This is a genomic window from Streptomyces sp. MGP-P1 (assembly GCF_057766565.1).
The window spans coordinates 425,239-450,136 of sequence record NZ_JBYMEM010000007.1; the positions used below are offsets into that span (position 1 = coordinate 425,239).

20 protein-coding genes and 3 pseudogenes are annotated in these 24,898 nt (G+C 72.3%); 16 read left to right on the forward strand and 7 right to left on the reverse strand.

Features of this window, described 5'->3' with window-relative positions; genetic code table 11:
• Positions 1–30 precede the first annotated feature (30 nt).
• From AC3CH1_RS23590 to AC3CH1_RS23610, 5 genes and pseudogenes are all read right to left on the reverse strand, one after another.
• Positions 31–984 (reverse strand): DNA cytosine methyltransferase, encoded by a 954-nt coding sequence (locus AC3CH1_RS23590; protein WP_488464751.1) that lies wholly within the window; start codon positions 982–984, stop codon positions 31–33.
• Complete coding sequence (locus AC3CH1_RS23595; protein ID WP_488464752.1) at positions 981–1,421, reverse strand: very short patch repair endonuclease; 441 nt, start codon at positions 1,419–1,421, stop codon at positions 981–983. Before AC3CH1_RS23595 ends, AC3CH1_RS23590 begins: the two co-directional genes overlap by 4 nt.
• 13 nt (positions 1,422–1,434) lie before the next feature.
• Positions 1,435–4,392, reverse strand: a pseudogene (locus AC3CH1_RS23600) (Z1 domain-containing protein).
• Between the two features lie 49 nt (positions 4,393–4,441).
• The gene (locus AC3CH1_RS23605) at positions 4,442–5,971 is read right to left on the reverse strand and encodes an ATP-binding protein (RefSeq protein WP_488464753.1); all 1,530 of its coding nucleotides are present in this window, start codon (positions 5,969–5,971) and stop codon (positions 4,442–4,444) included.
• A 211-nt stretch (positions 5,972–6,182) separates the two neighbouring features.
• The gene (locus tag AC3CH1_RS23610; protein WP_488464754.1) at positions 6,183–7,187 is read right to left on the reverse strand and encodes an SEC-C metal-binding domain-containing protein; all 1,005 of its coding nucleotides are present in this window, start codon (positions 7,185–7,187) and stop codon (positions 6,183–6,185) included.
• 48 nt (positions 7,188–7,235) lie between these two features.
• On the opposite strand from AC3CH1_RS23610, the pseudogene AC3CH1_RS23615 reads away from it, so the two are divergent.
• From AC3CH1_RS23615 to AC3CH1_RS23640, 6 genes and pseudogenes are all read left to right on the forward strand, one after another.
• Positions 7,236–7,463: pseudogene (locus tag AC3CH1_RS23615) on the forward strand (sortase domain-containing protein); the annotation flags it as partial.
• 35 nt (positions 7,464–7,498) lie between these two features.
• A complete protein-coding gene (locus tag AC3CH1_RS23620) occupies positions 7,499–7,726 on the forward strand; it encodes a DUF3311 domain-containing protein (RefSeq protein WP_488464755.1) in 228 nt (75 codons plus the stop codon).
• A 2-nt stretch (positions 7,727–7,728) separates the two neighbouring features.
• Positions 7,729–9,306 (forward strand): sodium:solute symporter family protein, encoded by a 1,578-nt coding sequence (locus AC3CH1_RS23625; RefSeq protein ID WP_488466716.1) that lies wholly within the window; start codon positions 7,729–7,731, stop codon positions 9,304–9,306.
• An 84-nt stretch (positions 9,307–9,390) separates the two neighbouring features.
• Complete coding sequence (locus AC3CH1_RS23630) at positions 9,391–9,723, forward strand: DUF6412 domain-containing protein (RefSeq protein ID WP_003968911.1); 333 nt, start codon at positions 9,391–9,393, stop codon at positions 9,721–9,723.
• A gap of 117 nt (positions 9,724–9,840) precedes the next feature.
• Positions 9,841–10,611: a YidC/Oxa1 family membrane protein insertase gene (locus AC3CH1_RS23635; RefSeq protein ID WP_488464756.1), complete on the forward strand. Its 771-nt coding sequence runs from the start codon at positions 9,841–9,843 to the stop codon at positions 10,609–10,611.
• 137 nt (positions 10,612–10,748) lie between these two features.
• Complete coding sequence (locus AC3CH1_RS23640; protein WP_488464757.1) at positions 10,749–11,609, forward strand: fumarylacetoacetate hydrolase family protein; 861 nt, start codon at positions 10,749–10,751, stop codon at positions 11,607–11,609.
• Between the two features lie 61 nt (positions 11,610–11,670).
• Here AC3CH1_RS23640 and AC3CH1_RS23645 read toward each other — a convergent pair whose 3' ends face one another.
• Positions 11,671–12,150: a heme-degrading domain-containing protein gene (locus tag AC3CH1_RS23645; RefSeq protein ID WP_488464758.1), complete on the reverse strand. Its 480-nt coding sequence runs from the start codon at positions 12,148–12,150 to the stop codon at positions 11,671–11,673.
• A complete protein-coding gene (locus tag AC3CH1_RS23650) occupies positions 12,147–13,277 on the reverse strand; it encodes a Gfo/Idh/MocA family oxidoreductase (protein ID WP_488464759.1) in 1,131 nt (376 codons plus the stop codon). The genes AC3CH1_RS23645 and AC3CH1_RS23650 overlap by 4 nt, the downstream gene beginning before the upstream one ends.
• A gap of 73 nt (positions 13,278–13,350) precedes the next feature.
• Here AC3CH1_RS23650 and AC3CH1_RS23655 point away from each other — a divergent pair.
• The 10 genes and pseudogenes from AC3CH1_RS23655 to AC3CH1_RS23700 form a co-directional block, all read left to right on the forward strand.
• A pseudogene (locus AC3CH1_RS23655) lies at positions 13,351–14,466 on the forward strand (ROK family transcriptional regulator); the annotation flags it as partial.
• A gap of 291 nt (positions 14,467–14,757) precedes the next feature.
• A complete protein-coding gene (locus AC3CH1_RS23660) occupies positions 14,758–16,119 on the forward strand; it encodes a peptidase (protein WP_488464760.1) in 1,362 nt (453 codons plus the stop codon).
• 36 nt (positions 16,120–16,155) lie between these two features.
• Positions 16,156–16,926, forward strand: coding sequence for a GntR family transcriptional regulator (locus AC3CH1_RS23665; RefSeq protein WP_488464761.1), 771 nt, complete (start codon positions 16,156–16,158; stop codon positions 16,924–16,926).
• Between the two features lie 152 nt (positions 16,927–17,078).
• On the forward strand, positions 17,079–18,203 hold the full coding sequence (locus AC3CH1_RS23670; RefSeq protein WP_488464762.1) for a TIGR03364 family FAD-dependent oxidoreductase: 1,125 nt from the start codon (positions 17,079–17,081) through the stop codon (positions 18,201–18,203).
• Positions 18,204–18,208: 5 nt separating this feature from the next.
• On the forward strand, positions 18,209–18,958 hold the full coding sequence (locus AC3CH1_RS23675; RefSeq protein ID WP_488464763.1) for a phosphonatase-like hydrolase: 750 nt from the start codon (positions 18,209–18,211) through the stop codon (positions 18,956–18,958).
• Positions 18,955–20,235, forward strand: coding sequence for an ABC transporter ATP-binding protein (locus AC3CH1_RS23680; RefSeq protein ID WP_488464764.1), 1,281 nt, complete (start codon positions 18,955–18,957; stop codon positions 20,233–20,235). Before AC3CH1_RS23675 ends, AC3CH1_RS23680 begins: the two co-directional genes overlap by 4 nt.
• Positions 20,228–21,127: a 2-aminoethylphosphonate ABC transporter permease subunit gene (locus tag AC3CH1_RS23685; protein ID WP_488464765.1), complete on the forward strand. Its 900-nt coding sequence runs from the start codon at positions 20,228–20,230 to the stop codon at positions 21,125–21,127. The genes AC3CH1_RS23680 and AC3CH1_RS23685 overlap by 8 nt, the downstream gene beginning before the upstream one ends.
• Positions 21,114–21,911: an ABC transporter permease gene (locus AC3CH1_RS23690; RefSeq protein ID WP_488464766.1), complete on the forward strand. Its 798-nt coding sequence runs from the start codon at positions 21,114–21,116 to the stop codon at positions 21,909–21,911. The genes AC3CH1_RS23685 and AC3CH1_RS23690 overlap by 14 nt, the downstream gene beginning before the upstream one ends.
• 95 nt (positions 21,912–22,006) lie before the next feature.
• Complete coding sequence (locus tag AC3CH1_RS23695; protein ID WP_488466717.1) at positions 22,007–23,029, forward strand: 2-aminoethylphosphonate ABC transporter substrate-binding protein; 1,023 nt, start codon at positions 22,007–22,009, stop codon at positions 23,027–23,029.
• 246 nt (positions 23,030–23,275) lie between these two features.
• On the forward strand, positions 23,276–24,820 hold the full coding sequence (locus AC3CH1_RS23700) for an alkaline phosphatase family protein (RefSeq protein WP_488464767.1): 1,545 nt from the start codon (positions 23,276–23,278) through the stop codon (positions 24,818–24,820).
• The last annotated feature ends 78 nt before the right edge of the window (positions 24,821–24,898 follow it).

Below are 24,898 nucleotides of genomic sequence, written 5' to 3' on the forward strand. Positions count from 1 at the left end.
CTTCCTCCTGCGCCCTCCCCGGCCTGCGGATCAGCCCTTCAGGGCGGATGCGACGGCCCGCCCGAGCGCAGTTCCGACCGGAGGGGGAGAGGCGTGGCCGATCTGCCGGTAGCGGGCGGTCTTCTTTCCCGCGAACCGCCATTCCCGCGGAAACGCCTGCAGGATCGCCGCCTGCGCGTCCGTGAGCTTGATCAACCCAGCCACGTCGTCGTTCGGACCCGGAACCTCGTCGGCCACCGTTCCACCGTTGACCCTCATCCGGGCCCATGCCTTCTTCGAACCCGTCGGCCCGAGGTCCGCACCTCCCCGCTTGTCCGAGCCGCCCACCAGTGTCGGAGCGACACTGATGGCCTGTGCCGCCCAGGCGTCGGCGCCGGGCCAACCGCGGGCGCCCACCGATCCGCGCAGCGCTCGACCCACCGGCAGGTGCTCCGTGACCGTCGGAGCCGGCGGTTCGAACGCGTCGAAGTACTCGTCCTTGAGCGCGACGAGCACCCCCTGCTTGCGATCCTGCGGCACTCCGAAGTCGGCGGCGTTCAGGACGAACCAACAGAAGCGGTAGCCCAGGTGCTCCAGTTCCTTCCGGATGAAATCGCGGATGGTCTCGAATTTCGGGGAGTCGACCAGCCCCGGAACGTTCTCGATCACCAGCGCGCGCGGTTGGATGGCATGGGCGAGGAGGACCGAGGCCTCCAGCAGCCGCTGTTCCTCCTCCGTCTCGACCCTCGCGACCGTCGCGTTGGACTTCACCCGGGGAAGTCCGGCCGACAGGAGATCCACGTCGTAGGTCTGCCGGTGCTCGGCCGGGTCGAAGTCCAGGAGATCCGCCTCCAGGACGTTCCACGCCGGTCGGTTCATCCGGAGCGTCTCGCAGGCGATCCGCTTCTTGTCCAACAGCAGTACGGGATCGAAACCCGCCTTCTCGAAACCCAGGGCCAGTCCCCCGGCCCCCGCGCACACATCGACGAACCTCAGCTTGCTCATGGGCCCCCGTCCTCGTTCCTTCCACGCCTTCCGTCGACGGCCGCCGCCACCAGCTCGGCGGCCCCCTCCGGCGTCTCGTGCTCCCAGAATCGCAGCACGGTCCATCCTGCCGCAGCCAGGTGTTCCGACGTCTCCCGGTCCCTGGCCATGTTCCGGTCCAGCTTCTCCCGCCACCACTGAGCGTTCGACTTCGGTTGCGTGGCGTGCACGGGGCAGCCGTGCCAGAAGCAGCCGTCGATCATTACGGCGACCTTGGCCCTGGTGAAGGCGATGTCGATCGTGCGCCGGGGCATGTCCGGAACACGGACGTTCAGACGGAAGCGGTAGCCCGCCGCGTGCAGCAACTTCCGCACCGCGACTTCGGGCTTGGTGTCGCGGCTCACCTGGCGGCTCATCCGGGCGGAGACGCCGGGGGACGAGGGTTCGACCGTGCTCATCATCACCAGTCTCCTACGAACCGCCCGCCCCGCGGTCGATGATCACGGAGCTCTTCCTGGTCGAATCGACGGTCCGGAAGCGCACCAGGTTCCTCTGCGGGGCGGTCGAGGAGCGGGGCGCGACGAGACCGAAGGCCATGACGAGACGCTCCGGGGCTATCGCACCCGTAGGGGACACGGCCGGGGGCTTCTCCTCCACCACGGGGTAGAGGACGATCACGCCGCGCCGCTCGCGCGCCAACGATTCCAGGCTTGCGTCACCGGCCCGGCCGGCCGCGTCGTTCGCGCGTGCGATCCGTAGTGCGGCTTCGCGATGCTTCGGCTCACTGATGGCGCCGAAGAGATCGCCACGCCGCCGAGCACGGTGGGCGAGAGAGGGGACGGGACCCCAGGACGCTCGCCTCGACACGACGGGACGACGTCTGACGCGGGAGGATCACCAGCCAGTCGTCGATGCCGTCGGCGCGTTCGCCGGCGGAGAGAAGGGACTCCAGATGGGGTGAGAACTGGGAGGGAACCGACCACCGCAGTTCGCAGAGGACCTTGAGCAACGCCTCGTGATCGAGAGTGCCGATCTGCGCCTCGAAACTGTCGCCGAGGCCGCCGGCGGGTATGTCACGCGGCACAGTGACGGGGCCGGCGTCGAGCAGGTCCAGCACCGGCCGCCACACCTCCGCGTTGTGGCGCAGGTCCGCCGGGGCGGTCGGGTAGGCCGTCGGTTCGACCCACTCGCCCGGGGAGCGGATCTCCACCAGCTCCGCGTTGAACATCTTGTTGCGGGCGGAGGGCTTCAGCCAGGACAGGTGCTGGGAGACCAGGGGCGGGATCTGGGCCGGGGTCACCTGCGGCTTGCCGTCGATCAGGGTGGCGTAGCGGGTGAGCTGGGCGCGGAACGTCTCCTCGTCGCGGCAGATCGCCTTGAAGGCCTCGTACAGGTCGACCGTCCTGGTCCTGCCCGCGGGTTCCGCACGGCCGATGTAGAGGCGTACCAGGTCGCGGTAGCCGGGGCGGAAGCCGAACCAGCGGCCCATCTGCATCAGGGTGTCGGCCTGCTGGGTCCTGCGGCGGTAGTACGTCACCGTCAGGCCCTCGACCGTGAAGCCGCGCGAGAGCTTCGTACCGCCGACCAGGATCTTCCACACGTGGGGGGTCCGGTCGAAGTCCAGCTCGGGCTGGTCGTAGTCGCGTTCGGTGTCGCCGTTGACGACGAGCACCGGAGTCCCGCCCGAGTTGATCAGCTGGCGGGCGCGGGAGACGTGCGGCCTCAGCTCCTCGTACGAGGCGGGCGTGGGCAGCCCGTCGTCGGCGAAGCGCTGGAAGTCCGAGGTGAAGAGGGCCTCCAGGCGGGCGTGGCCTTCCTGGCTCGTGTAGCCGGCCTGGTGCCATATCGAGCTGATCCGCAGGGCCAGGGCGGCGTGCTCGGCCATGCGTACGGACTCGTGGACGAGCATCGTGTGGTGCCGGAAGTTGCCCTCCAGAGACGGGTCGTGCGCCGCGCGGTACAGCTTCAGCGCGCCGGAGAGGACGAAGGCGTCGAGTGCCTCCGCGAGTCGGTCTCCGTCGGCGTCGTCGTGGATGCCGCGTACGTGTGCCCGCTCGGCGCTCCCGACGGCCGACTCGTCGGTACGGTCCAGGTCGTGGAAGTCCTGGACGCCCATGTAGCCCGTCGGACGCGGCAGGGAGATCAGGAAGTCGCGCGGGAAGATGTCCTCACCGTCGCCCGGGTCGACGAAGACGTTGGCGAACGGCGTCGCGGTGTAGCCCACGTACTGGGCGCGGGGAGGAGTCCCAGCAGTTCGGAGATCTGGTGGTTGATCGCCGTACGGGTGACCTTGCCCTCCTCCCACTTCTTCGGGTCCGTCGTGTTGACGGACGCCTGGTCCGACTCGTCGTCGATGATCAGCGTCGGGATCTCGGAGAGCAGCGGGTCGCCGATCTTCTTGAGGTCCTTGATGAGCTTGCTCAGGACGGACTTGTTCTTCTTCACGACCATCACGCGGGCGGCGGCGCGGTGGAGGTTGTCCGGCACGTGCAGGGGCTGTGTGCGGACCTGTTTGTCGAACTCGAGGGCGCGGATCCCGGTGGCGAGGCTCTGGTAGTCGTCGTCCCGGGTGGTGAGCCGCTCGATGTCGAAGGCGCCGAGCGTGGACGGGCGGCCGTGGTGGCTCACGAACTTCTCCGGCCAGTCCTCGTCGTCCTGGTAGTCGACGCCGATCAGGGCTTCCGGGTCGTCGGGGTCCGCGCCGCGCAGGATGTTCTCCTGACCGATCAGCTCCATGTCCAGGCGGCGCTGGGTCTGCCCGCGGAGCAGGTTCAGTGTGCCGCCGAGGACGATGACGAGGCGGTAGCCCGCGTCGATGGCCTTCGCCGTGACGCCCGTGAAGTTGGCGGTCTTGCCGGACTGGACGTATCCGACGACCAGGCCCCGGGCACCGTAGGCGTCGGGCCGCATCGGGTCCGCGAGCCGCTCGACCACGGCGTGGCTCGCCTCGTCGAGGCCGGCCACGGCGGCGTCCGACCAGCCCTTGCGGCGCAGGAGCCCCTCGTACGCGGTCCAGTAGAAGGACCGGACCGCGGCTGTGTCCCGGGAGTACCACGAGGTCGGCGTGGTGCTGATGATCGTGGGGCCGGGCTCCTTGAACACCGGGACCGCGTGGTCCAGCACCTTGCGCAGGTCGGCGTCGAAGCCGAGGCGGTCGTACGCGTCCGCGCGCCGCTCGTCCGTACGGGGCGGGGCCGCGGACCAGTCCGCCTGCTCCGCGAGGTCCCAGGCGGTGAGCGTCCGGTGCCACAGCGTGGTCAGTTCGTCGCCCGGCCCCGAGGCCGCGACACGGTCCCGGAACCGGCTCTGTTCCGTGTCGGCGGGCTCTTCCTCGTCGGCGAGGGCGAAGGCGAGCCTGGCGAAGTCCCTGGGCCCGCGGCGCATCGCGGCGAGGACGTCGCCATGGAGGTGGAGCAGGTGGTCGGTCATGTGGCGGATCTCTTCTCCGGCGGGAACGGGGCTGTCGTGAGGGAACGGGTCAGCGCGCGAGTTCGCAGCGCGCGGCCGTCACGAGGACGCTGTTCCAGAGGGCGATGTTGTCGATGTGTGTGGCCCGGACCCGTTCCTTCTGGAAGATCTCGTTGACCATGAGGTACAGCATGCTCTTCACCACCGGGGCGTCGTTGAGACCGCCCCGGCGCCCGCCGTTGAAGACCTGGCGGTACTCCTTGTTGAGCTTCACCACCCGTTCCTCGCGGTCGAGTTCGAAGAACACGTCGGAGCGCAGGCTGTCCCAGCGGAACGTGATCGGGTCCTCGCCCTCCAGCTCGGGCAGCTCGTCGCGCAACGTGCGCTTGAGCCGCGGGTCGAGGCCCTTGCCTGCGGGGAGAACCGCCTTGCGCTGGGGTTCGGTGGCGCGCCGGGCCGCTTCCCGGTAGGTCGCCTCCGCCTCCTTGACGTAGGACGCGAAGTCGTTCCCGGCGCCGTCCACTGCCTGCTCCAGGCCGCGGGCGAAGGCCGGGGTGACGCTCACGCCGTCCTTCTTGACCGTGAGGCTGAAGACGTCGTTCGCCTCGGCCGGCAGGTCGACGGCGATCCGGGCGAGGGCGAGGTGGCTCTCCGGGGTGCGCGTGCTGTTCCAGCCTCCCGCCTGGACGAGCCGGTCGTTGCGGTAGATGTAGAACCCCTGGCGCTCGGCGAGCGGGCCGATTCCCCGGAAGCTCACCAGCGGGGACTTCGGCTGCCAGATGTGGGCGGTCAGCGGGACTTCGCCGACGCCCTCCACCGGGGCGGTGAAGGTGCGCGGGTAGCCGGGCCGGCCGGAGATCCGGTAGCCGAACGGGTCGATCGGCTCGACGCCGCGGTGGTCGAGTTCCTCCCGCGTCGTCACGTCCTCGACGACGATGTCGACGTTGAAGTCGTCGCGGGCCAGGAAGCGGTGGAGGTGGAGACCGAGGTGGGTCTCCAGCTTCTCGATGGCGTCGTTCAGGAAGCGGTCGGCCTGGCCGGCCGTGATCGTCTCGAAGGCCCGGACCCGGTCCCAGCGGACGATCGTGCCGTGCCACTCGATCAGGCCGTCGTAGCGGTCGACGAGCGCCTGGCAGTAGCGGGGGTCCACGATGTCGCACGTGAAGTCGGCCCGGGCGCTGGCGGTCAGCCAGCGGCGGCCGGTCGACGGACTGCGTCTGGTGCGGCTGATCACGGTGAGGGAGTCGGCGTGCGAGAGCGAGGCGGCCTTGAGGCCGGCGCCGAAGTGACCGAGGGAGCTGTCCCCGTACTCCTGGCGTCCGCCGACCGTCATGGCGGTGTCGAGCGTCTCGTCGTTCATGCCGGAGCCGTCGTCCACGACCAGCAGCCCCACGAGCCGCTGGTCGTCGCGGAGGAAGCTGATCACGACGTTACGGGCGCCCGCGTCGATGGAGTTGTCGACGAGGTCGGCGACGGCCGCCTCGAAGCCGTATCCCTGGTGCGTCAGCGACTCGACGTAACGGGCCGCGGGCGGCAGGCGCTTGCTTCCCGCGGTCGGGATCTCGTACTGCCAGTCCGCGGAAGGCTGATAGGGCGGCATGGAGACTTCCTCACACACATGAACGGGGCCCGTGTGGGGACGTCGGCCCTGAGTTGACTGTTGAATTGTGATCGTATGGGAAAGGTCGGGCGTCCGGGAATCATCGCGTGAATCGCCCGGTCCTGCAGTCGGCCGACCCTCGTGAACGACGCGGCCCGGAACCCCGCACCCGTCGTGCGCGGTTCCGGGCCGCAGCCGTCGGACACGGGGTTCACACCCCGTGGCACCGCCCATAGGCCTCCCCGCTCCCGCACCAGCAAGCAGCCGTGCGGGACGGGGGCCAGGGGACGGCGCGGCCCCGGGCGGCGAGGGTGGTGGCGTACTGGGGGAGGAGGCCCGGGCCGGCCGGGGACGCGGCCTCGGAGGCGGCGAACGCCTCGTACGAGGGGACCGTGCCCGTGACGATGCCCAGATTCGGGGTGCCCGTCGCGTGGAGGTCCCGGAGCGCGGTCTCCAGGCGGTCCAGGTGCGTGGCGCGGTCCACGTACTCCTCGGTCAACGCCGGGTACGCGGTGAGCAGTTCACGCAGTTCGTCCTCGGGCCAGTGCAGGACGGCGACCGGGAACGGGCGGGAGAGCGCCGTGCGGTAGGTGCCCAGCTCCGCGCGGAGGCGGGTGATCTCGGCCTTCAGCTCGACCGGGTCCGAGGAGCCCAGCGACCACAGGCGCTTGGGGTCGTGGAGCTCGTCCAGGGGGACCGGGGCCGTGTGCAGCTCGCCGGCCAGCTCGTCCCAGGCGTCGTGCTCCAGGCCCATCAGCCTGCGCACCCGGTGGCGGCCGGTCAGCAGGGACTGGACGGCGTACGGGACCTCCTCGCCGGGGGCCAGCAGCAGGGTCAGCGCGGTCGAGAGGAAGTCGTGCGCCGACTCCAGCTCGTCGTGCGCCTCCAGGGTCTCCGCGGCCACCTGCCACGGCGCCGCGTCCAGCGGGCCCGCGGTACGGATGCCGTCGATGATCGCCCGGGCCTCGGCCTCGTGGCCGTACTCCCAGAGGTTGGCCGCCTTCAGGGACTTGATCAGGTGCGGGTGGTCGACGGTGGCCTCGGGGGCCCCGAGCAGGTCGTCGTAGAGCGTGCTCGCGCGGGCGCGGTCGCCCGCGAGTTCCAGGTGGGCCGCGGCCTGGAGGATCAGCGGTTCGTGGTCCTCGGGGTACTGCGCCGCGGTGCGGAGCAGACGCTCGGCTTCGGTGGTGTGGTCGGCAGGCGTGTCGGGGCGCATGAACCACACGGTACTGCCGGACGGCGGCGGCGTGGAGGAGAGGGCGGGGACGAGACCCGGGACGCCGTCCACACGTACACCGTCGGCAAACGCCTCGCGCGGACCGCCCCTTCGGACAGCGGGGTCATCGCACCCGTGCCGCGCGGCGACATCACGACCTCCGTCGGCTGCAGCGCGCCCGGCTACTACCTCACCCTGACCACCTGCACCCCCGAGTTCAGCTCCCGCCACCGGCTCATCGTCCGGGGGAAGCTCACCTCGATGCGCCCGCGGTGACGGATACCCGGGGCTGCCCGGAGTAGGGTCCCCGGGTGTTCGGAGTGATCAGACGACGCCCCCAGTTGCTGTGGCTGCTCGTCCCCTATGTCCTGTACCTCGGTGCGCTGCCGTGGGTGAACCGGGTCACGCCCCTCGTGTTCGGCGTGCCCTTCCTCTTCGTGTGGCTCCTCGGGGCGACCCTCCTCACGCCGGTCGCCGTGTGGCTCGCGCGGAGAGGGGACCGCCGGGACCAGGACCGGCGCCGGGGTGGTCCCGCGTGAACGTGAACGCCGCCGTCGCCACCTCCGTCTTCGCCGTCTTCATGGTCGCCACCGTCGCCCTCGGTCTCCTCGCCCTGCGCGGGCGCGGCAAGGGCGGCGGGCTCGCCGAGTGGTCCGTGGGCGGGCGGAGTCTGGGTCCCGTCTTCATCTGGGTGCTGATGGCGGGCGAGGGCTACACCAGCTTCAGCTATCTGGGGGCCGCGGGCTGGGGCTACAACTACGGGGCGCCCGTGCTGTACGTCGTCGCGTACATGTCGTGCGGTTACGCGATCGGGTACGTCGTCGGGCCGATGCTCTGGGGGTACGCCCGCCGGCACGGCCTCGTCGGGATCACCGACATGGTCGCCCACCGCTTCGGCCGGCCCTGGCTCGGCGCGGTGGTCGCGGTGCTGGCCACGGTGTTCCTGCTGCCGTACATCCAGCTCCAGATCACCGGCATGGGCGTGGTCCTCTCCGTCATCTCCTACGGGGCCGTCAGCCTGAACTGGGCCTACTTCGTCGCCTTCGCCGTCACCACCGGCTTCGTCGTGGTCAGCGGGCTGCGCGGCAGCGCCTGGGTGTCCGTGCTGAAGGACGTCCTGGTCATCGCGACCCTCGGGTTCCTCGCGCTGTACGTCCCGCTGCACTACTTCGACGGCTACGGGCCCTTCCTCGACCGGCTGGTCACCGAGAAGAGCGACTGGCTGACCCTGCCGGGACACGGGGGCGGCGGGAGCGGGGACGGGGGCGGCGGCGGGTTCGGGGAGCTGTGGTTCATCAGCACCACGTTCCTGAACTCCCTGACCGTCGTCATCTTCCCGACCACCGTCGCCGGATACCTCGGGGCCCGTAACGCCGACGCGCTGCGCCGCAACGCCATGTACCTGCCCGCGTACAACGTCCTGCTCTTCGTCCCGATGCTGCTCGGCCTCGCCGCCCTGTTCGTGGTGCCGGGGCTGGCCGGTGCGGAGTCGAACCTCGCGCTCTTCAAGCTGGTCGTCGACGCGCTGCCCGCCTGGGCCGTCGGCGTCGTCGGGGTGGCCGCGGCGCTCTCCTCCATCGTGCCCATGGCCGTCTTCATGCTGGTCATCGGGACGATGTGGGGGCGCAGCGTGCTCTCGCTCGTGCCGCGTCTCGCCGAGCGGCAGAAGTCCGCCGCCCAGGTCGTCGTGGTCGTCGCGGGCGGCCTCGCGCTGCTCCTCACGTACACCGCCCCCAACACCCTCGTACGCCTCTCCCTCATCTCGTACGAGGGGATGGCGCAGCTGCTTCCGATGATGCTGCTCGCCCTGGTCTGGCGGCGGCTCACCTTCCGGGGCGCGTTCAGAGGGCTGATCGTCGGCGTCGCGGTGGTCTGTGCGCTCGTCTTCAGCGGGAACGATCCGGTGGGGGGCGTGAACGCCGGGCTCGTCGCCCTCGCCGCCAATCTGGCCGTCGCGCTCGCCGTCACCTTCGCCGGGCCCCGCGACGCGGATCCGCGGCCCGACGCCGAGGTGCTGGCCCATGACCCGGTGGGGGAAGAGGACGAGCCCGTCGCCGCCCGGGCCGCCCGAAGCGCATCCGGTAGCGCACCCGATAGCGCATCCGATCATCGTGTATAACGAATGGAGTGCCGTACGCACCCTCGTACGGCAGGACTGAGCCTCGCGGGAGAGGCGCTGACGAAGGGGCAGGAGGTGCGCACCGTGCGGGATGCCAACGCCCTGCGCCGCGCCTTCGCCCGGCTGCTCCGGCCCGCCGGGCTCCTCGTCCTCTTCCTCACCGAGGTCCTCCTCGCCGAGGGCGGCAGCCTCTCCGCGGCCGTCGCGCTCGCCGCCACCGCCGCCGCCGGATCCGCGCTCCTCGCCTGCTCCGTCATCAGCGCCCGCTGCGCGTCCCCGGTGCCCCGCACCCGGGTCCGTACAGCCATCAGGGACAGGGAGAAGCGCACCGCGTTCCTCCCGCAACGCGACCCCGACGCCCGGGGCCGAACGCGGCCCCGAGCACCTGGGCACGCCCTCCTGACGGCCGCCGCGTAGCGAACCCCGCGCCTCTTCCGCGTGCGGTGCCCCCGCGCCGGTCGTCATGCCGAGTGATCACCCCGTACCTCCTCGCAGGTACCTCCCGGCACGACGAGACCCCCGGAGGGCTTACCCATGTCCGCCTTCATGTCCGCTTTCGCGAGCCTGGTCGGCTCCATCGCCGACCTGCTCCAGCCGTTCTTCCAGACCGCGTCCACCGCCGCCGCGATCGTCCTGTTCACCGCGCTCGTCCGGCTGGCCGTCCACCCCCTGTCTCGGGCAGCCGCACGCGGGCAGAAGGCCCGCAGCCGGCTCCAGCCGCAGATCGCCGAACTCCGCAAGAAGCACGGCAAGAACCCGGAGCGGATGCAGAAGGCGATCATGGAACTGCACGCCGCCGAGAAGGTGTCGCCGCTCTCCGGCTGCCTGCCGAGCTTGCTCCAGATGCCCGCGTTCTTCCTGCTCTACCACCTGTTCTCCAGCAGCTCCATCGGCGGCGAGCCCAACGCGCTGCTCAGCCACGACCTGCTCGGCGCACCGCTCGGCGGGCGCTGGCACGACGCGCTCGCGCACGGCGGCGTGTTCGGCGGCCAGGGCTGGGTCTACCTGGGGCTCTTCGCGATCGTCACCGCCGTCGCCACGTTCAACTACGGACGCACCAAGCGGCAGCTGGCCGCCAACCCGATGACGCCCGCCGCGGGCCCGGACGTACAGGCCGTGCCCGGCATGGGCGCGATGACGAAGGTGATGCCGCTGATGTCGTTCTTCACGCTGATCACCGTGGCCGTCGTGCCGCTGGCCGCCGCCCTGTACGTCGTCACCACGACCACCTGGACCGCCGTCGAGCGGGCCTGGCTGTACCGCGACATGCCGGTCACCGGCAGCGCCATGGCCACAGCGGCGTAATCGGCCCGCCCACCCCGCCGGTCCAGTGTGTGAACGAGGTCTTGCGGAGTGTTCGCATCTCTTGGACGATCGGCCAAGTCCTCCGTCGGCCGCAACCCGCCGGAGGGCCACCACCTCGACCAAGAGGAGTTGGACCGTTGAAGCTGCTTCGAGTCGGTACGGCGGGCGCCGAGCGCCCCGCGCTTCTCGACCGCGACGGGACTCTGCGTGATCTGTCGGGGCTCGTCCCCGACATCGACGGCGAGCTGCTCGCCGACGCCTCCGCGCTCGCCCGGGTACGGGCGGCCGCCGGGGCGCCCGGCGTGCTGCCCGCCCTGGACGCGACGGGGCTGCGGATCGGCCCGCCGCTCGGGCGCATCGGCAAGATCGTGTGCATCGGGCTGAACTACCACGACCACGCAGCCGAGACGGGTGCGGAGATCCCGGCGGAGCCGATCCTGTTCTTCAAGGCCCCCGACACCGTCGTCGGGCCCCACGACACGGTCCTGGTGCCGCGCGGCAGCCGCAAGACCGACTGGGAGGTCGAGCTGGCCGTCGTCATCGGGCGCACCGCCCGCTACCTGGAGTCGGCCGAGCAGGGCCTCGCGCACGTCGCCGGGTACGCGACGGCGCACGACGTCTCGGAGCGCGAGTTCCAGATCGAGCGCGGCGGCACCTGGGACAAGGGCAAGAACTGCGAGACGTTCAACCCGCTGGGGCCCTGGCTGGTCACCGCCGACGAGGTGCCCGACCCGCAGGCCCTGCCGCTGCGGCTCTGGGTCAACGGCGAGCTGAAGCAGAACGGCACCACGGCCGAGCAGATCTTCCCGGTCGGCGAGGTCGTCCGCTACCTCAGCCACTTCATGACGCTCTACCCGGGCGACGTGATCAACACCGGTACGCCCGCCGGGGTAGCGATGGGGCAGCCCGAGCCGAAGCCGTACCTGAGGGCGGGCGACGTGGTGGAGCTGGAGGTGGAGGGGCTCGGCCGGCAGCGGCAGGAGCTGAAGGGGGCGTAGCCCGGAGCGGGCCGGGGGTGCGGTTGCGGTGACCGCGCCCCCGGCCTCGTACGTACGCTCCTCAGCCCCCCGTCGCCCCCGCGAACCGCTCCAGCGCCTCGACCACCAGCGCGTGGTCCTCGGCCTGCGGCAGCCCGGACACCGTGACCGTGCCGATCACGCCCGCGCCCTCCACCGCGATCGGGAACGAACCGCCGTGCGCCGCGTACGTGTCCGGGTCCAGGCGCGAGGACTCCTCGAACGTGGTGCCCTTCGCCCGGAACCGGGTGCCCACCAGATACGAGCTCTCGCCGTACCGCTCGACGACCTTGCGCTTGCGGTCGATCCACGCGTCGTTGTCCGCACTCGAACCCGGCAGGGCCGCGTGGAAGAGCTGCTGCGCGCCGCGCCGGATGTCGATCGCGACCGGGGCGTGCCGCTCCGCGGCCAGCGCGACCAGCAGGCTGCCGAGCGCGAACGCGTCGTCGTGGGAGAAGCGCGGGAGGGTGAGCCGGCGCTCCTGGGCGATCAGCTCGGAGAGAGTGGGGGAGAGGGTGCTCACGCGCGCGGCTCCTTCGCCTGCTGGTCCTCGTCGTGGTGGGGGAGGAGGGTGACGGAGACGCCCTCGCGGGCCGAACGGCGCGCGGCCTCCAGGACGTCCAGCGCGGCGGCCGCCTGCGACGCGGTGACCGGGTTCGGGCCGGCGCCGCGTACGGCGGCGGCGACGGCCGCGTAGTACGCGGGGTAGTCGCCGGGCAGCGTACGGACCGGGGCGCCGCCGCCCGTCAGCGGGGACTCGCCGGAGCCGAGGCGGCCCCACAGCTCCTGATCCTCCTCGCCCCACGGCTCACCGGCCACCGGGCGCAGGCCCTCGCGCAGGGCCGCCTCCTGCGGGTCCAGGCCGTACTTCACATAGCCCGCCTTCGAGCCCAGCACCCGGAAGCGCGGGCCGAGCTGGGCCGTGGTGGCGCTGACGTACAGATGGGAGCGGACCCCGCCCGCGTGGGTGATGGCGATGAAGGTGTCGTCGTCCGCCGCCGCGCCGGGCCGCCGTACGTCGGACTCGGCGTACACCTGGACCGCCGGGCCGAACAGCACCAGCGCCTGGTCGACGACATGGCTGCCCAGGTCGTACAGCAGACCGCCGATCTCCTGCGGGTCGCCCGACTCGCGCCAGCCGCCCTTGGGCTGCGGCCGCCAGCGCTCGAAGCGGGACTCGAAGCGCTGGACCTCGCCCAGCTCGCCGTCGGCGATCAGCCCGGCGAGGGTGCGGAAGTCGTTGTCCCAGCGGCGGTTCTGGAAGACCGAGAGCAGCAGCCCGCGCTCCTCGCCGAGAGCCGCGAGCTCCCGCGCCTCGGCGGCCGTCCCGGCGACCGGCTTGTCCACGACCACCGGCAGCCCGGCCTTCAGCGCGGCCGTCGCCAGCGGGACGTGCGTCCGGTTCGGCGTGGCGATCACGACGAGGTCCAGCTCGTCGGCGCGCTCCCACAGCTCGTCGGGCGAGGCGGCGAGGCGGACGTCGGGGAACGCGGCGAGGGCCTCGGCCCGGCGCTCCTCGTTCGACGTGACGACCGTGTCGAGGACCAGCCCGTCGGTCGCGGAGGCCAGCGGGGCGTGGAAGACGGAGCCGGCCAGGCCGTAGCCGACGAGGGCGACGCGGAGCGGGGCGTCGGAGGCGTTGGGGGTCATGCGATCCACTTAAGCAACGCTGTTGCCAAAGTGCAAGCGACCGGCACAATGGGGCGGTGAAGAGGAGCGAACCGTGAACGGGACCCGCACGAAGGCCCAGGCCGGGGTGAATCTGCCGGCCCTGCGCCACCACAACGCCGCGCTGGTGCTGGAGCTGCTGCGGGCCGCCGGGGCGGAGGGCATCAGCAGGCTGGAGCTGGCCGAGGGCACCGGCCTCACCCCGCAGGCCGTCAGCAAGATCACCGCCCGGCTGCGGGAGGACGGGCTCGCCGTCGGCGCGGGCCTGCGCCCCTCCACCGGCGGCAAGCCGCGCACCGTGCTGCGGCTCGTCCCCGACGCGCAGTTCGCCGTCGGGCTGCACCTGGACCGCGACGGGCTCACCGCCGTCCTGGTCGACCTCGCGGGCCGGCCGGTCGCGGTCACCCGCGCGCCGCTCGACCTCGGGGCCCCGGCGGACCGGGTCCTCGCGGACGCGGCGGACGCGGTACGGGACCTGTGCGCGGCCGAACCGCGCAAACCGGTGCTCGGCGTCGGCGTCGCCGTGCCCGGCCCGCTGGACCACCGGGACGGCGTGCTGCGCCGGGTCACCGGGTTCCCGCAGTGGGACGGGTACCCGCTGCGCACCGCCCTGGCCGAACGGACCGGGCTGCCGGTGGTGCTGGACAAGGACACCAACGCCGCCGCCCTCGCCGTGGCCCTCTCCCTCGACGAGCCGTGCGGCGACTTCGCCTACCTCCACCTCGGTACGGGGCTCGGCGCGGGCCTGGTCCTCGGCGGCGAGGTACACCGGGGCGCGCGGACGGGGGCGGGTGAATTCGGCCACCAGACCCTCCAGTTGGACGGCCCGCTCTGCGGCTGCGGCGGACGCGGCTGCGTCGAGGCGCTGTGCCTGGCCGCCGAGGCGCGCGGCGACCGGGGGGAGGCCGCCCGGGTCCTGGGCACGGGCGCGGCGAACCTGGTCGGCCTGCTCGGCATCGACCGGGTGGTCCTGGGCGGCAGAGTGGTGGCCGCCGACGAGGACGCGTACGTACGGGGCGTCCGGGCCGTGATCGAGGAGCGGGCGGCGCGGGGCGGGGCGGGCGCGGGCGTGACCGTCACGGTCGCCCGGGGCGGTGACCGGCCGGTCGCGGAGGGCGCGGCCCAACTGGTGCTCGCGCCGGTGTTCGGGCGGGTGGGGCGCGGATCGGGCGGGGAGTCGGGCGGCGGGCCGGGAAGCGAGGGAGGGGAGTCGGGTGGACGGGCGAGGCGGGGAAGCAAGGCGGGAAAGCCGGGTGGGGGGAGCAAGGCAGGGGAGTCGGGCGGGGGGACGAGGCGGGGAAGCAGGGAAGGGAACGAGGAGGTGGAGGTGGAGGTGCAGTCGGGTGATCCTATGAATCAAGTCGGCATGTCGACTCTCTGAGTCCGCGCGCGCGTGGTGGTGTCGGAGGCCACCACCGAGGCCCCCGCCCCGGTCGTCCGCGAGCAGTGAAGGGTGACCCCCATGCCCCCCACCTCCGGTGCACGGCTGCGTGACGCCCGTGCGCTCGCCGCCCTCGGGCTGGCCGCCGGGATCACCGTGCCCGCCGCGCTCCTGGGTGGTCCGCAGGTCGCCGCCGCCCTGCCGGCCGCGTCCGTGCCCGCCTCCCCGGCCGCCGACCGGCAGCCTGGCTGCGGTGACCCGGAGGCCAAGGACTTCCCCATCGAGACCCGGATCCAGGACGCCCCGGACAGGTACGCCTCCGGCGGCGGCTACGGCACCTGGTTCCTCGACCTCACCAACACCACTGACACGTCCTGCCGGGCCCTGCACCCGGTCCTCGTCCTCGCCGACCGCGACCGCAGGCTGACGTCGGACCAGATCCAGCTGGAGTTCTCCGAGCCCGGCCGCCCCGGGATCGAGCACCGGGTCACCTGGGAGCGCACCGACCGCGACGAGCAGATCGGTGTCTTCGGCGGCGAGCCGGACGATCGGCGCGAGAAGGCGGAGGGTGGGGAGGAAGGCGAGGCGGGGACATCGAGAGGCACGGACACGGAGGCGGGCAGGGACGCAGGCACAGGCCCCGATGTCGATGGCTCCGCCGTCGACGCCTCCGGTGACGCGTTCCTCGGGTTCACCGTTCCCGCCGGCGCGACCGTCTCCGTGCGCGTCCGGATGGCCTTCACCTCCGACACCGCCCCCGGCCCGGTCACCGCCCACGCCGCCGTCGTCCAGCGCCGCCATCAGGACAAGGCCAAGGGCGGCGGGCGCGAGGACGGCGAATGGGTGGGGGAGTCGGAGGACTATCCTTTCGTGATCGTCGACGGCGCCACGGGCGGCATCCGCGAACCGGAACAGCCCCGGTCCGAGCGCCCGAAGCCGGAGAGCCGCCAGCCGGAGAGCCGCCAGCCGGAGAGTCGCCAGCCGGAGAGCCCCCAGTCGGAACGCCCCCGGCCGGAACGCCCCGCCCCGGATTCCGCCGATCCGGATTCCGCCGATCCGGAACGTGTCGATCCGGAACGCGCCGACCCGGGTGACGGCACCCGCACGGACCCGGGCGACGGCCCCCGTACCGAGGCGGGCGACGGCACCCGCTCGGACCCCGGCACCGGCCGGGACCCGTCCCCGGACCGCGACCCCGGCCCCCGGCCGCCGACCCGCCCCGGAGCCGGGAGGAGGGCAGGGGCGCCGACGAGGACCACCCCGGACGCCCGCCCCGCGACGGCCCGGGCCGCCCGCTCCCCGAACTCGCCCGCACCGGACCGGAGTCACTGGCCTGGACCGGGGCCGTCGCCGGGGCGCTGCTGCTCGGTGGGGCCGCCCTGGTGTGGCATGCGCGCCGCTTCCGCCGAGCCTCGGACTGACGGGCAGCGGCGGAGCCCGTAACGCCGCCCGTTCACCCGCGTCTGCAACCATCGGGCCGTGGACTACCCGAACGACCAGGCACCTGGCGCACCGATCCGCTCCGGCATCCCCGAGCACGGCCGTATCCCGAAGTACTACGCGGTCAAGGCCCGTATCGCGGTGCTGCTGGACGAGTTGGGCGAGGGCGGGCTCCTGCCCACCGAGCGGGAGCTCGCCCAGCGGCACGGGGTCGCGCGCGAGACGGTCCGCCAGGCCCTGCGCGAACTTCTCCTGGAAGGGCGGCTGCGGCGTCAGGGGCGCGGGACGGTCGTCGCCGGACCCAAGCTGGAGCAGCCGCTCTCCCTGGCCAGCTACACCGAGGGCGTCCGCCGTCAGGGCCGAAGGCCCGGCCGCCACCTCATCGGCCTGGACCGCTTCCCCTGCCCCGAGGCGCTCGCCGCCGAGATCGCGGTCGAGCGGGGCGAGCCGGTCTGGCACCTGGAGCGGGTGCTGCTCGCCGACGACGAGCGCGTCGGCCTGGAGAGCACGTACGTCGGTGTCGCCCGCGTCCCGGACCTGGACACGGAGTTCGACCCGGACTCCTCGTTCTACGCCTACCTCCGCGACCGCCTCCAGATCGCCTTCGGCGACGCCGACGAGCGGATCGAGACCGTGCTCGCGACCCCCCGAGAGGCCCTGCTCATCGGGACCCCGCCCGCCCTGCCGATGCTCCTGATCCACCGGCTCTCCCGGGACGCCGACGGCCGGCCGCTGGAGCGCGTGCGGACCCTGTTCCGGGGCGACCGCTTCTCCTTCTCCGCCCATCTGCGAGGCGAAGAGCGGAGCTGAGGGGAGGAGGTCGTCGCCTGCTTCACCATACGGCCCGAGCCCCTGATAGATCACGGGAAGATAACGGGTCTGGTCCAAACTTGCGGGGTCGTTCACCGTCCCGTCGGTGAACGGATGCGTGCGGGACACCCGTCCCGAGGAGCGTGGCCGTCGTGAGAGTCATCGTCGTAGGAGCCGGCGTGGTGGGAACCATGCACGCCTGGCACGCAGTCAGCCGCGGCCACGAGGTCGTACAGATCGAGCGCGAGAGCGAGGCGCGCGGGGCATCGCTCCGCAATTTCGGACAGATATGGGTCAGTGGCCGGGCCGGCGGCGAGGAGCTGGAGACCGCCCTGCGCGCCCGCGAGCTGTGGGAGGCCGTCGGGGAGCGGGTGCCCGGACTCGGCTTCCGGGCCTGCGGTTCGCTCACCCCGCTGCGCACCGCACGCGAGGTCGCCGTCGCCGAGGCGGCCGTCGCCCGGCCCGACGCGGCGGCGCGCGGCTACAAGCTGCTCGCCGCCGACGAGGCGCGGGCGCTCAACCCGGCCCTGCGCGGAGCGTTCACCGCCGCCCTGTGGTGCGAGCGGGACGCGGCGGTCGAACCCCGCACCGCCCAGCTCGCCCTGAAGGAACACCTGCTGGCCTCCGGCCGGTACACCTACCTCCCCGGCCGCGAGGTGCGTGACGTCGTGGGGGCCGCCTCCGTGCGCGACGACCACGGCGACGTCCACACCGGTGACGCCGTGATCCTCGCGACCGGCGCCTGGCTCGGCGGGCTGGTCCGGGAGCTCGCCGGGCCCGAGCTGCCCGTGCGCCGCGTCCGCCTCCAGATGATGCAGACCGACCCGCTCGGCGAACCGCTCACCACCTCCGTCGCCGACGCCGACAGCTTCCGCTACTACCCCGCCTACCGGGGCGAGGCGCTCGACGCCCTCAACGCCGGACAGGCCCAGGACCCGGTCGCCGCCGAGCACCGCATGCAGCTCCTCATGGTGCAGCGCCGCGACGGCGGGCTGACCATCGGCGACACCCACGAGTACGAGCACCCCTTCGCCTTCGACACCGTCGAGGAGCCCTACGAGCACCTCACCCGGGTCGTCGAGGCCTTCCTCGGGCGCCCGCTGCCGCGCGTCCGCCACCGCTGGGCGGGCGTCTACGCCCAGTGCACCGACACCTCACGCGTCGTCCACCGGCAGCAGGTGTCCGACGGGGTCTGGCTCGTCACCGGGCCCGGCGGGCGCGGCATGACGTGCTCGCCCGCCATCGCCGAAACGACCGCCGACCAACTGGGCTGGTGAACCACATGACTTCCCCGACCGACATCACGCGTGACCCCTTCCGCCTCGTCGTCCTCGACATGGCAGGCACCACCGTCGCCGACGGCGGCCTCGTCGAGCAGGCCTTCTCCGCGGCCGCGCAACGCCTCGGCGTGCGCCCCGGATCAGACGAACACGCCCGCCAACTCGCCTACGTACGCGCCACCATGGGTGAATCCAAGATCACCGTCTTCCGGCACCTCTTCGCCGGCGAGGGCGGCCAGGAGGGCCCGGGCGCCGAGGACGGTGAGGCCAAGGCCCAGCGTGCCAACATCGCCTTCGAGGAGGCGTACGGAGAACTCGTCGACGGCGGCCGTATCGCCCCGCTCCCCGGAGCCCGTGAGGCCGTCGAACGGCTCGCTTCCGAGGGCCGCACCGTCGTCCTGACCACCGGGTTCGCCCGTACCACCCAGGACGCCATCCTCGCCGCCCTCGGCTGGCAGGACCTCGTCCCGCTCACCCTCTGCCCCGCCGACGCGGGCGGCCGGGGCCGGCCCTTCCCGGACATGGTGCTGGCCGCCTTCCTGCGCACCGGAGCCGTGGAGGACGTCCGGCGGACCGTGGTGGCCGGCGACACCTCGTACGACATGCTCAGCGGCGTACGCTCCGGCGCCGGGATCGTCGCCGGGGTCCTCACCGGCGCCCACGACAGGGACCAGCTGACCCGGCACGGCGCGACCCACGTGCTCGGGTCCGTCGCCGAGCTGCCCGACCTCATCGCGCGGGCCGAGGCATGAGCGCCCCGGCCCCCGCCGCCGGTGGGCGCGGCCCCGGTCGGACGACCCCCGCCGCCCCCAGCGGCATCCGCTTCGAGGGCGTCACCGTCGCCTACGGCGGGAACGTCGTCCTCGACCGGCTCGACCTCACCGTCGAACCCGGCGAGGTGATGGCCCTCCTCGGGCCGTCCGGCTCGGGCAAGACCACCGCCCTGCGGGCCGTCGCCGGGTTCGTCCGGCCCGCCTCCGGGCGGGTGTTCCTCGGCGGCCGGGACGTCACCGCCCTGCCCCCGCACCGGCGCGGCATCGGCATGGTCGTCCAGCAATACGCCCTCTTCCCGCACCTCAAGGTCAAGGACAATGTGGCCTTCGGGCTGAGGGCCCACCGCACCCCGAAGGCCGAGATCCCCGGCCGGGTCACCGAGGCCCTCGAACTCGTAGGCATGGCCGCGTACGCCGAGCGCCACCCGCGTGAACTCTCCGGCGGCCAGCAGCAGCGCGTCGCCATCGCCCGCGCGCTCGCCATCCGCCCCGGCGTCCTGCTCCTCGACGAACCGCTCTCCGCCCTCGACGCCCGGCTCCGCTCCGGGATGCTCGCCGAACTGGCTCGGCTGCACCGCGAGTTGCCCGACGTGTCGATCCTGTACGTCACCCACGACCAGGTCGAGGCCCTCACCCTCGCCGACCGGATCGCCGTCATGGACCGGGCCCGGCTCCAGGACTGCGGCACCCCCCAGGAGCTTTACCGCCGCCCGCGCACCGAGTTCACCGCCTCGTTCGTCGGCAACGCCAACCTCCTCCCGGTCACGGTCACCGGTGAGGGAGCCGTCGAGTTCGGCGGCCACGCGCTCGCCGCCCCCACCGACACCGCCGCCCCCGGAGCCACCGCGACCCTCTGCGTCCGGCCGCACCTGGTCGGCCTCGGCGACGGGCCCAACGCGCTCACCGGCAGCGTCGCCGAGGTCCAGTGGCGCGGCGCCACCCACCGTGTCCACGCCGACGTCGACGGCCACCGCCTCATGGCCGACCTCCGCGAACTGCGGGAGCCCCCGGCCCTCGGCGACCCGGTCACCCTGCACTTCGCGCCCGAGGACGCGGTGCTGCTCCCGGCGGGAACAGCGGGAGCGGCGGGAGCGGCAGGGGCGGCGGGAGAAGCAGGGGCGGCGGGAACAGCGGGGGAAGCAGGAGCGCCGGGAGCGGCGGGAGAAGCAGGAGCAGCAAGAGGAGCCCCGGACGCGGCCGGCCCGGCGGGCTCCGTGCCGGCGCGGGAGAAGGCGGGGGTGGTGCCCGGTGGCTAGTGCCGTCCTCGACCGGAAGCGGACGACGGGTTCCGGGCGACCGGACCCCGGCCCCGCCCCCGCACGGTCCCGATCCGTCCCCACCTGGGTCTGGGCGCTGCCGCCCGTCGCCGTCCTCGCGCTCGCGTTCCTCTACCCGCTGGCCCTCGTCGTCCAGCAGTCCGTCACCCCCGACGAGGGCGGCGTCTCGCTCGACCCGTACGCCGACGTCTTCGCCTCCGAGGTCTTCCGTGACGCGCTCACCACCACCGTGTGGCTCGCCGTCGGCTCGACCGTGGGATGCCTCGTCCTCGGGTTCGTCCTCGCGCTGATCATCGCGTTCGTCCCGTTCCCCGGCGGGAAGGCGGTCGCCCGGTTCATCGACGTGTTCCTCTCCTTCCCGTCCTTCCTCATCACCCTGGCCCTGCTGTTCATCTACGGATCCGTCGGGATGGCCAACGGGCTCTGGACCGACGTCACCGGGGCGGCCGAGGGGCCCTTCCACTTCCTGACCACCCCCTGGGGCGTCCTCCTCGCCGAGATCACCTACTTCACACCGTTCGTGATGCGCCCGCTGCTCGCCGCGTTCTCCCAGCTCGACACCGGTCAGCTGGAGGTCGCCTCCTCGCTCGGCGCCGGGCCCGTCCGGATCATCCGGCAGGTCATCCTGCCCGAGGCGCTCCCGGCCCTCGCGGCGGGCGGCAGCCTCGTCCTGGTGATGTGCCTCAACGAGTTCGGGATCGTCCTGTTCACCGGGGCGAAGGACGTCACGACGCTGCCGATGCTCGTCTACAGCAAGGCGATCCTGGAGTCGGACTACCCGGCCGCCTGCGTCGTCGCCGTCGTCAACATCGCGATCTCCGTGGGCCTCTACAGCCTCTACCGGGTGGTGAGCCGTCGTGCTGGTGCATAGCCGCGCCGGGAAGTGGGCCACCTGGGCCGTCTTCCTCCTCCTCTTCGTCCCGCTGTTCGCGGTGCCCCTGCTCGTCATCCTCGCCGCGTCCCTCGCCACGAACTGGTCCGGCGCCTTCCCCTCCGGACCCACCGTCGAGCGCTACTCCGCCGCGACGAGCGGCGACTCCCTCCAGGCGCTGACCACCAGCCTGGTCACGGCCGTGGCCGCGAGCGTGCTGGCGCTCATCCTCGGCGGCTGGGCCGCTCTCGCCGCCGCCTCTCTCCGCAAGCGGGGAAAGCGGCTCCTGGACGCCCTGTTCATCCTGCCGGTCGCCGTGCCCTCGGTGGTCGTCGGACTCGCGGTGCTGGTGGCCTACAGTCAGCCGCCCGTGCTGCTCAACGGGACGCGCTGGATCGTGATCCTCGCCCACACCGTTCTCGTCACCGCGTTCGCGTACCAGTCGGTCTCCGCCGCCGTGCGCCGTCTGGACCCGATGTACGAACAGGCCGCCGCCGGCCTCGGGGCGAGCCCCGCCCGGGTCCTGTGGCGGATCCGGCTGCCTCTCCTGCTGCCCTCGCTCACGTCGGCCGCCGGGCTCTGTTTCGCCCTGTCCATGGGGGAGTTGAGCGCCACGATGATGCTCTACCCGCCGGACTGGACCCCGCTGCCGGTGCAGATCTTCGCCGCCACCGACCGGGGCTCGCTCTTCACCGGCGCCGCCCTCGCCGTGGTCCTGATGACGACGACGCTCCTCGTCCTGGCCGCCGTCTCCCGCATCCGGACCCGCGCCTCCTACCGCTGATCCCCGCCCCGCACTTCCCCCTGGAGAAACCCCACATGCGCAACAACCGCAACCGCAACCGCAACCGTGCCCGTGCCCGTGCCCTCGCCCTCCCCATGGCCGGCCTCGCCGCCGTCACCCTTACCGCCTGCGGCGGCTCCTCCGCCGCGTCCGACGAGAAGTCCGTCACCGTCTACAGCGCCGACGGCCTCAAGGGCGAGAACGGCGACGGCTGGTACGACAAGGTCTTCAAGGACTTCGAGAAGAAGACCGGCATCGAGGTGAAGTACGTGGAGGGCGGCTCCGGCGAGATGGTGCAGCGCGCCGTCCGCGAGAAGTCCAACACCCAGGCCGACGTGCTCGTCACCCTGCCGCCCTTCATCCAGCAGGCCGACGCCAAGGGCCTCCTCACGGCCTACGAGCCGAAGGGCGTCGACCAGGTCGACGGCGCCGACCGGGCGGCCGACGGGAAGTGGACCTCCGTCGTCAACAACTACTTCGGGTTCATCCACAACAAGAAGGAGCTGAAGAGCCCGCCCAGGACCTGGGAGGACCTGCTCGACCCGTCGTACAAGGAGAAGGTGCAGTACTCCACCCCCGGCGTCGCGGGCGACGGCACCGCCGTCCTCATCAAGGCGATGCACGACTTCGGCGGGCAGGAGCCGGCCATGGCGTACCTGAAGAAGCTCCAGACCAACAACGTCGGCCCGTCCGCCTCCACCGGCAAGCTCGCCCCCAAGGTCGACAAGGGGGAGCTCCTCGCCGCCAACGGGGACGTCCAGATGAACTTCGCCCAGTCCAAGGACATGCCCAACCTCGGCATCTGGTTCCCCGCCAAGGGTGACGGGAAGCCCACCAGCTTCGCCCTGCCGTACGCGGCGGGCCTCGTCGCGAAGGGCCCGCACAGCGAGAACGGCAAGAAGCTGCTCGACTTCATGCTCTCCGAGCAGGCCCAGCGCGACGTCAGTGCGGTCGGCGGGGGCTTCGCCGCCCGCAAGGACATCGAGGCCACCGACGCCAACGCCGTCGAACTGGCCCGGCTGATGGAGGGCGTGGAGATCTTCGAGCCCGACTGGGCGGACATCGGCGCCAACCTGGACACGTACATCGACGCCTGGAAGTCGGCCACCGGCAGCTGACCGGTCACCTCTCCGCCACGGAATCCTGCGAAGGTCTGAACTCGGCCCGCTGGGTCTCGCGAAGGTAACGGGTCTGGTCCAGCGACTCCAGAAGGCCCAGAAGGCCCAGAAGGCCCAGAAGGCCCAGAAGGCCCAGAAGGCTCAGAGAGCCCAGAGAGCCCAGAGAGCCCAGAAGCTTCATAAGGCAGTTCACGAGGGCAGTTCACGCCCAGCCCCGTCCGACCCGCCCCCTCCCTGGAGGATCACGTGTCCCGGTCCCTGTCCCGCCGCTCCGTGCTCGCCACCACCGCCGCCACGGCCACGGCCGCCGCCGTCGGCGGCTCCTTCGCCACCGCCGCCCCCGCGTACGCCGCGCCGACCCTCCCCGAGGGCACCAGCAAGGACAAGGTGCTCGTCGTCGGCATGGACGGGCTGCGCCACGACGTCATCGCCGCCGCCAAGGCCCCGCACCTCAAGTCGATGATGGCGAACGGGACGTACGGCACCTCGCTGCTGTACGCCAATCCGATGGCCGCCACCTCCTCCGGCCCCGGCTGGTCGACGATCTCCACCGGTGTCTGGCCCGACAAGCACGGCGTCAAGGACAACTCCTTCGCCGGGAAGAACTACGGGAAGTACCCCGGCTTCCTCGCCCGCCTCGCCCAGGTCCGCCCCCAGCTCTCCACCTACGCGGCCGTCGACTGGAAGCCCCTGGACGCCCAGGGCACGGTCACTACGGGCGCCGACGCCAAGCTCGTCCTGGACGGCGACGCCGACGGCTACACCGGCCACGACGCCACCATCGCCGCCGAGACCGAGTCGATCCTCCGGAACCAGAACCCGGACGTCCTCTTCGTCTACTTCGGCCAGACCGACATCGCCGGCCACAACTCCGGTGCCGCCAGCGCCGCGTACCGTGCGGCGATCGACGTCCAGGACGGCTACCTCGGCCGCCTCCTGACCGCGATCAGGGCCCGCCCCTCGTACGCCACCGAGCGGTGGACGGTCATCGTCACCACCGACCACGGCCACACCGACTCCGGTGGCCACGGCGGCAGCGCGATCGAGGAGCGGCGCACCTTCGTCCTGGCCCAGGGCCCCGGCATCGCGGCCGGCGCCCGCCCCGCCGACACCCGCCTCGTGGACGTCGCCGCCACCGTCTTCAAGCAGCTCGGCGTCACACCCGACCCCGCCTGGGGCCTGGACGGCAAGCCGATCCAGCAGCGCTCCACCGACCCGTTCGAGACCCTTCACCCCTCCCTCTCCGCCCGCGTCGACGAGACCGGCATCCCGGCCGGCGTCCTCGGCTGGACCCACACCGCGCCCAGCGGTTGGTCGGTCGTGAACTCCGCGATGGGCACCGGGGGCGTGGCCGAGTGGCGCGGCTGGTCCTTCGCCACCGACGAGTTCTGGAGCCGCGGCCAGCGCGACCAGTCCCGTGAGCTGAACGTCCGCTCGCGCGGGATCTTCGCGGTCGCCGACTCCGACGAGTGGGCCGACAAGGCCTCGTCGGGCCCGTACGACTCCACGCTCGTCACCCCGGCGTACGCGGTCGGCGGCACGTCCACCGTCACGCTCGGCTTCACCACCCTCTACCGGCAGGAGGGCAGCCAGAGCGCCCGCGTCCTCGCCTCCTGGAACGGCGGCACGCCCGTCGAGGTGAAGCGCTACACGTCCGACGTGATCTCCCAGCCCCAGGCGCTCACCCTGGACGTCCCGTCCGGGGCCGCCAACGTGAGCTTCCGGTTCCACTACACCGGCAGCAACAACTGGTACTGGGTGATCGACGGGGTCGAGGTCACCGCGAGCTAAGGCGAGCGACCGTCACGCGGGGGCGGCGTCGCGGGGCCCGGTACGCGCTCCCCCAAGCTCTCGGCTTCGCTCGAGCAG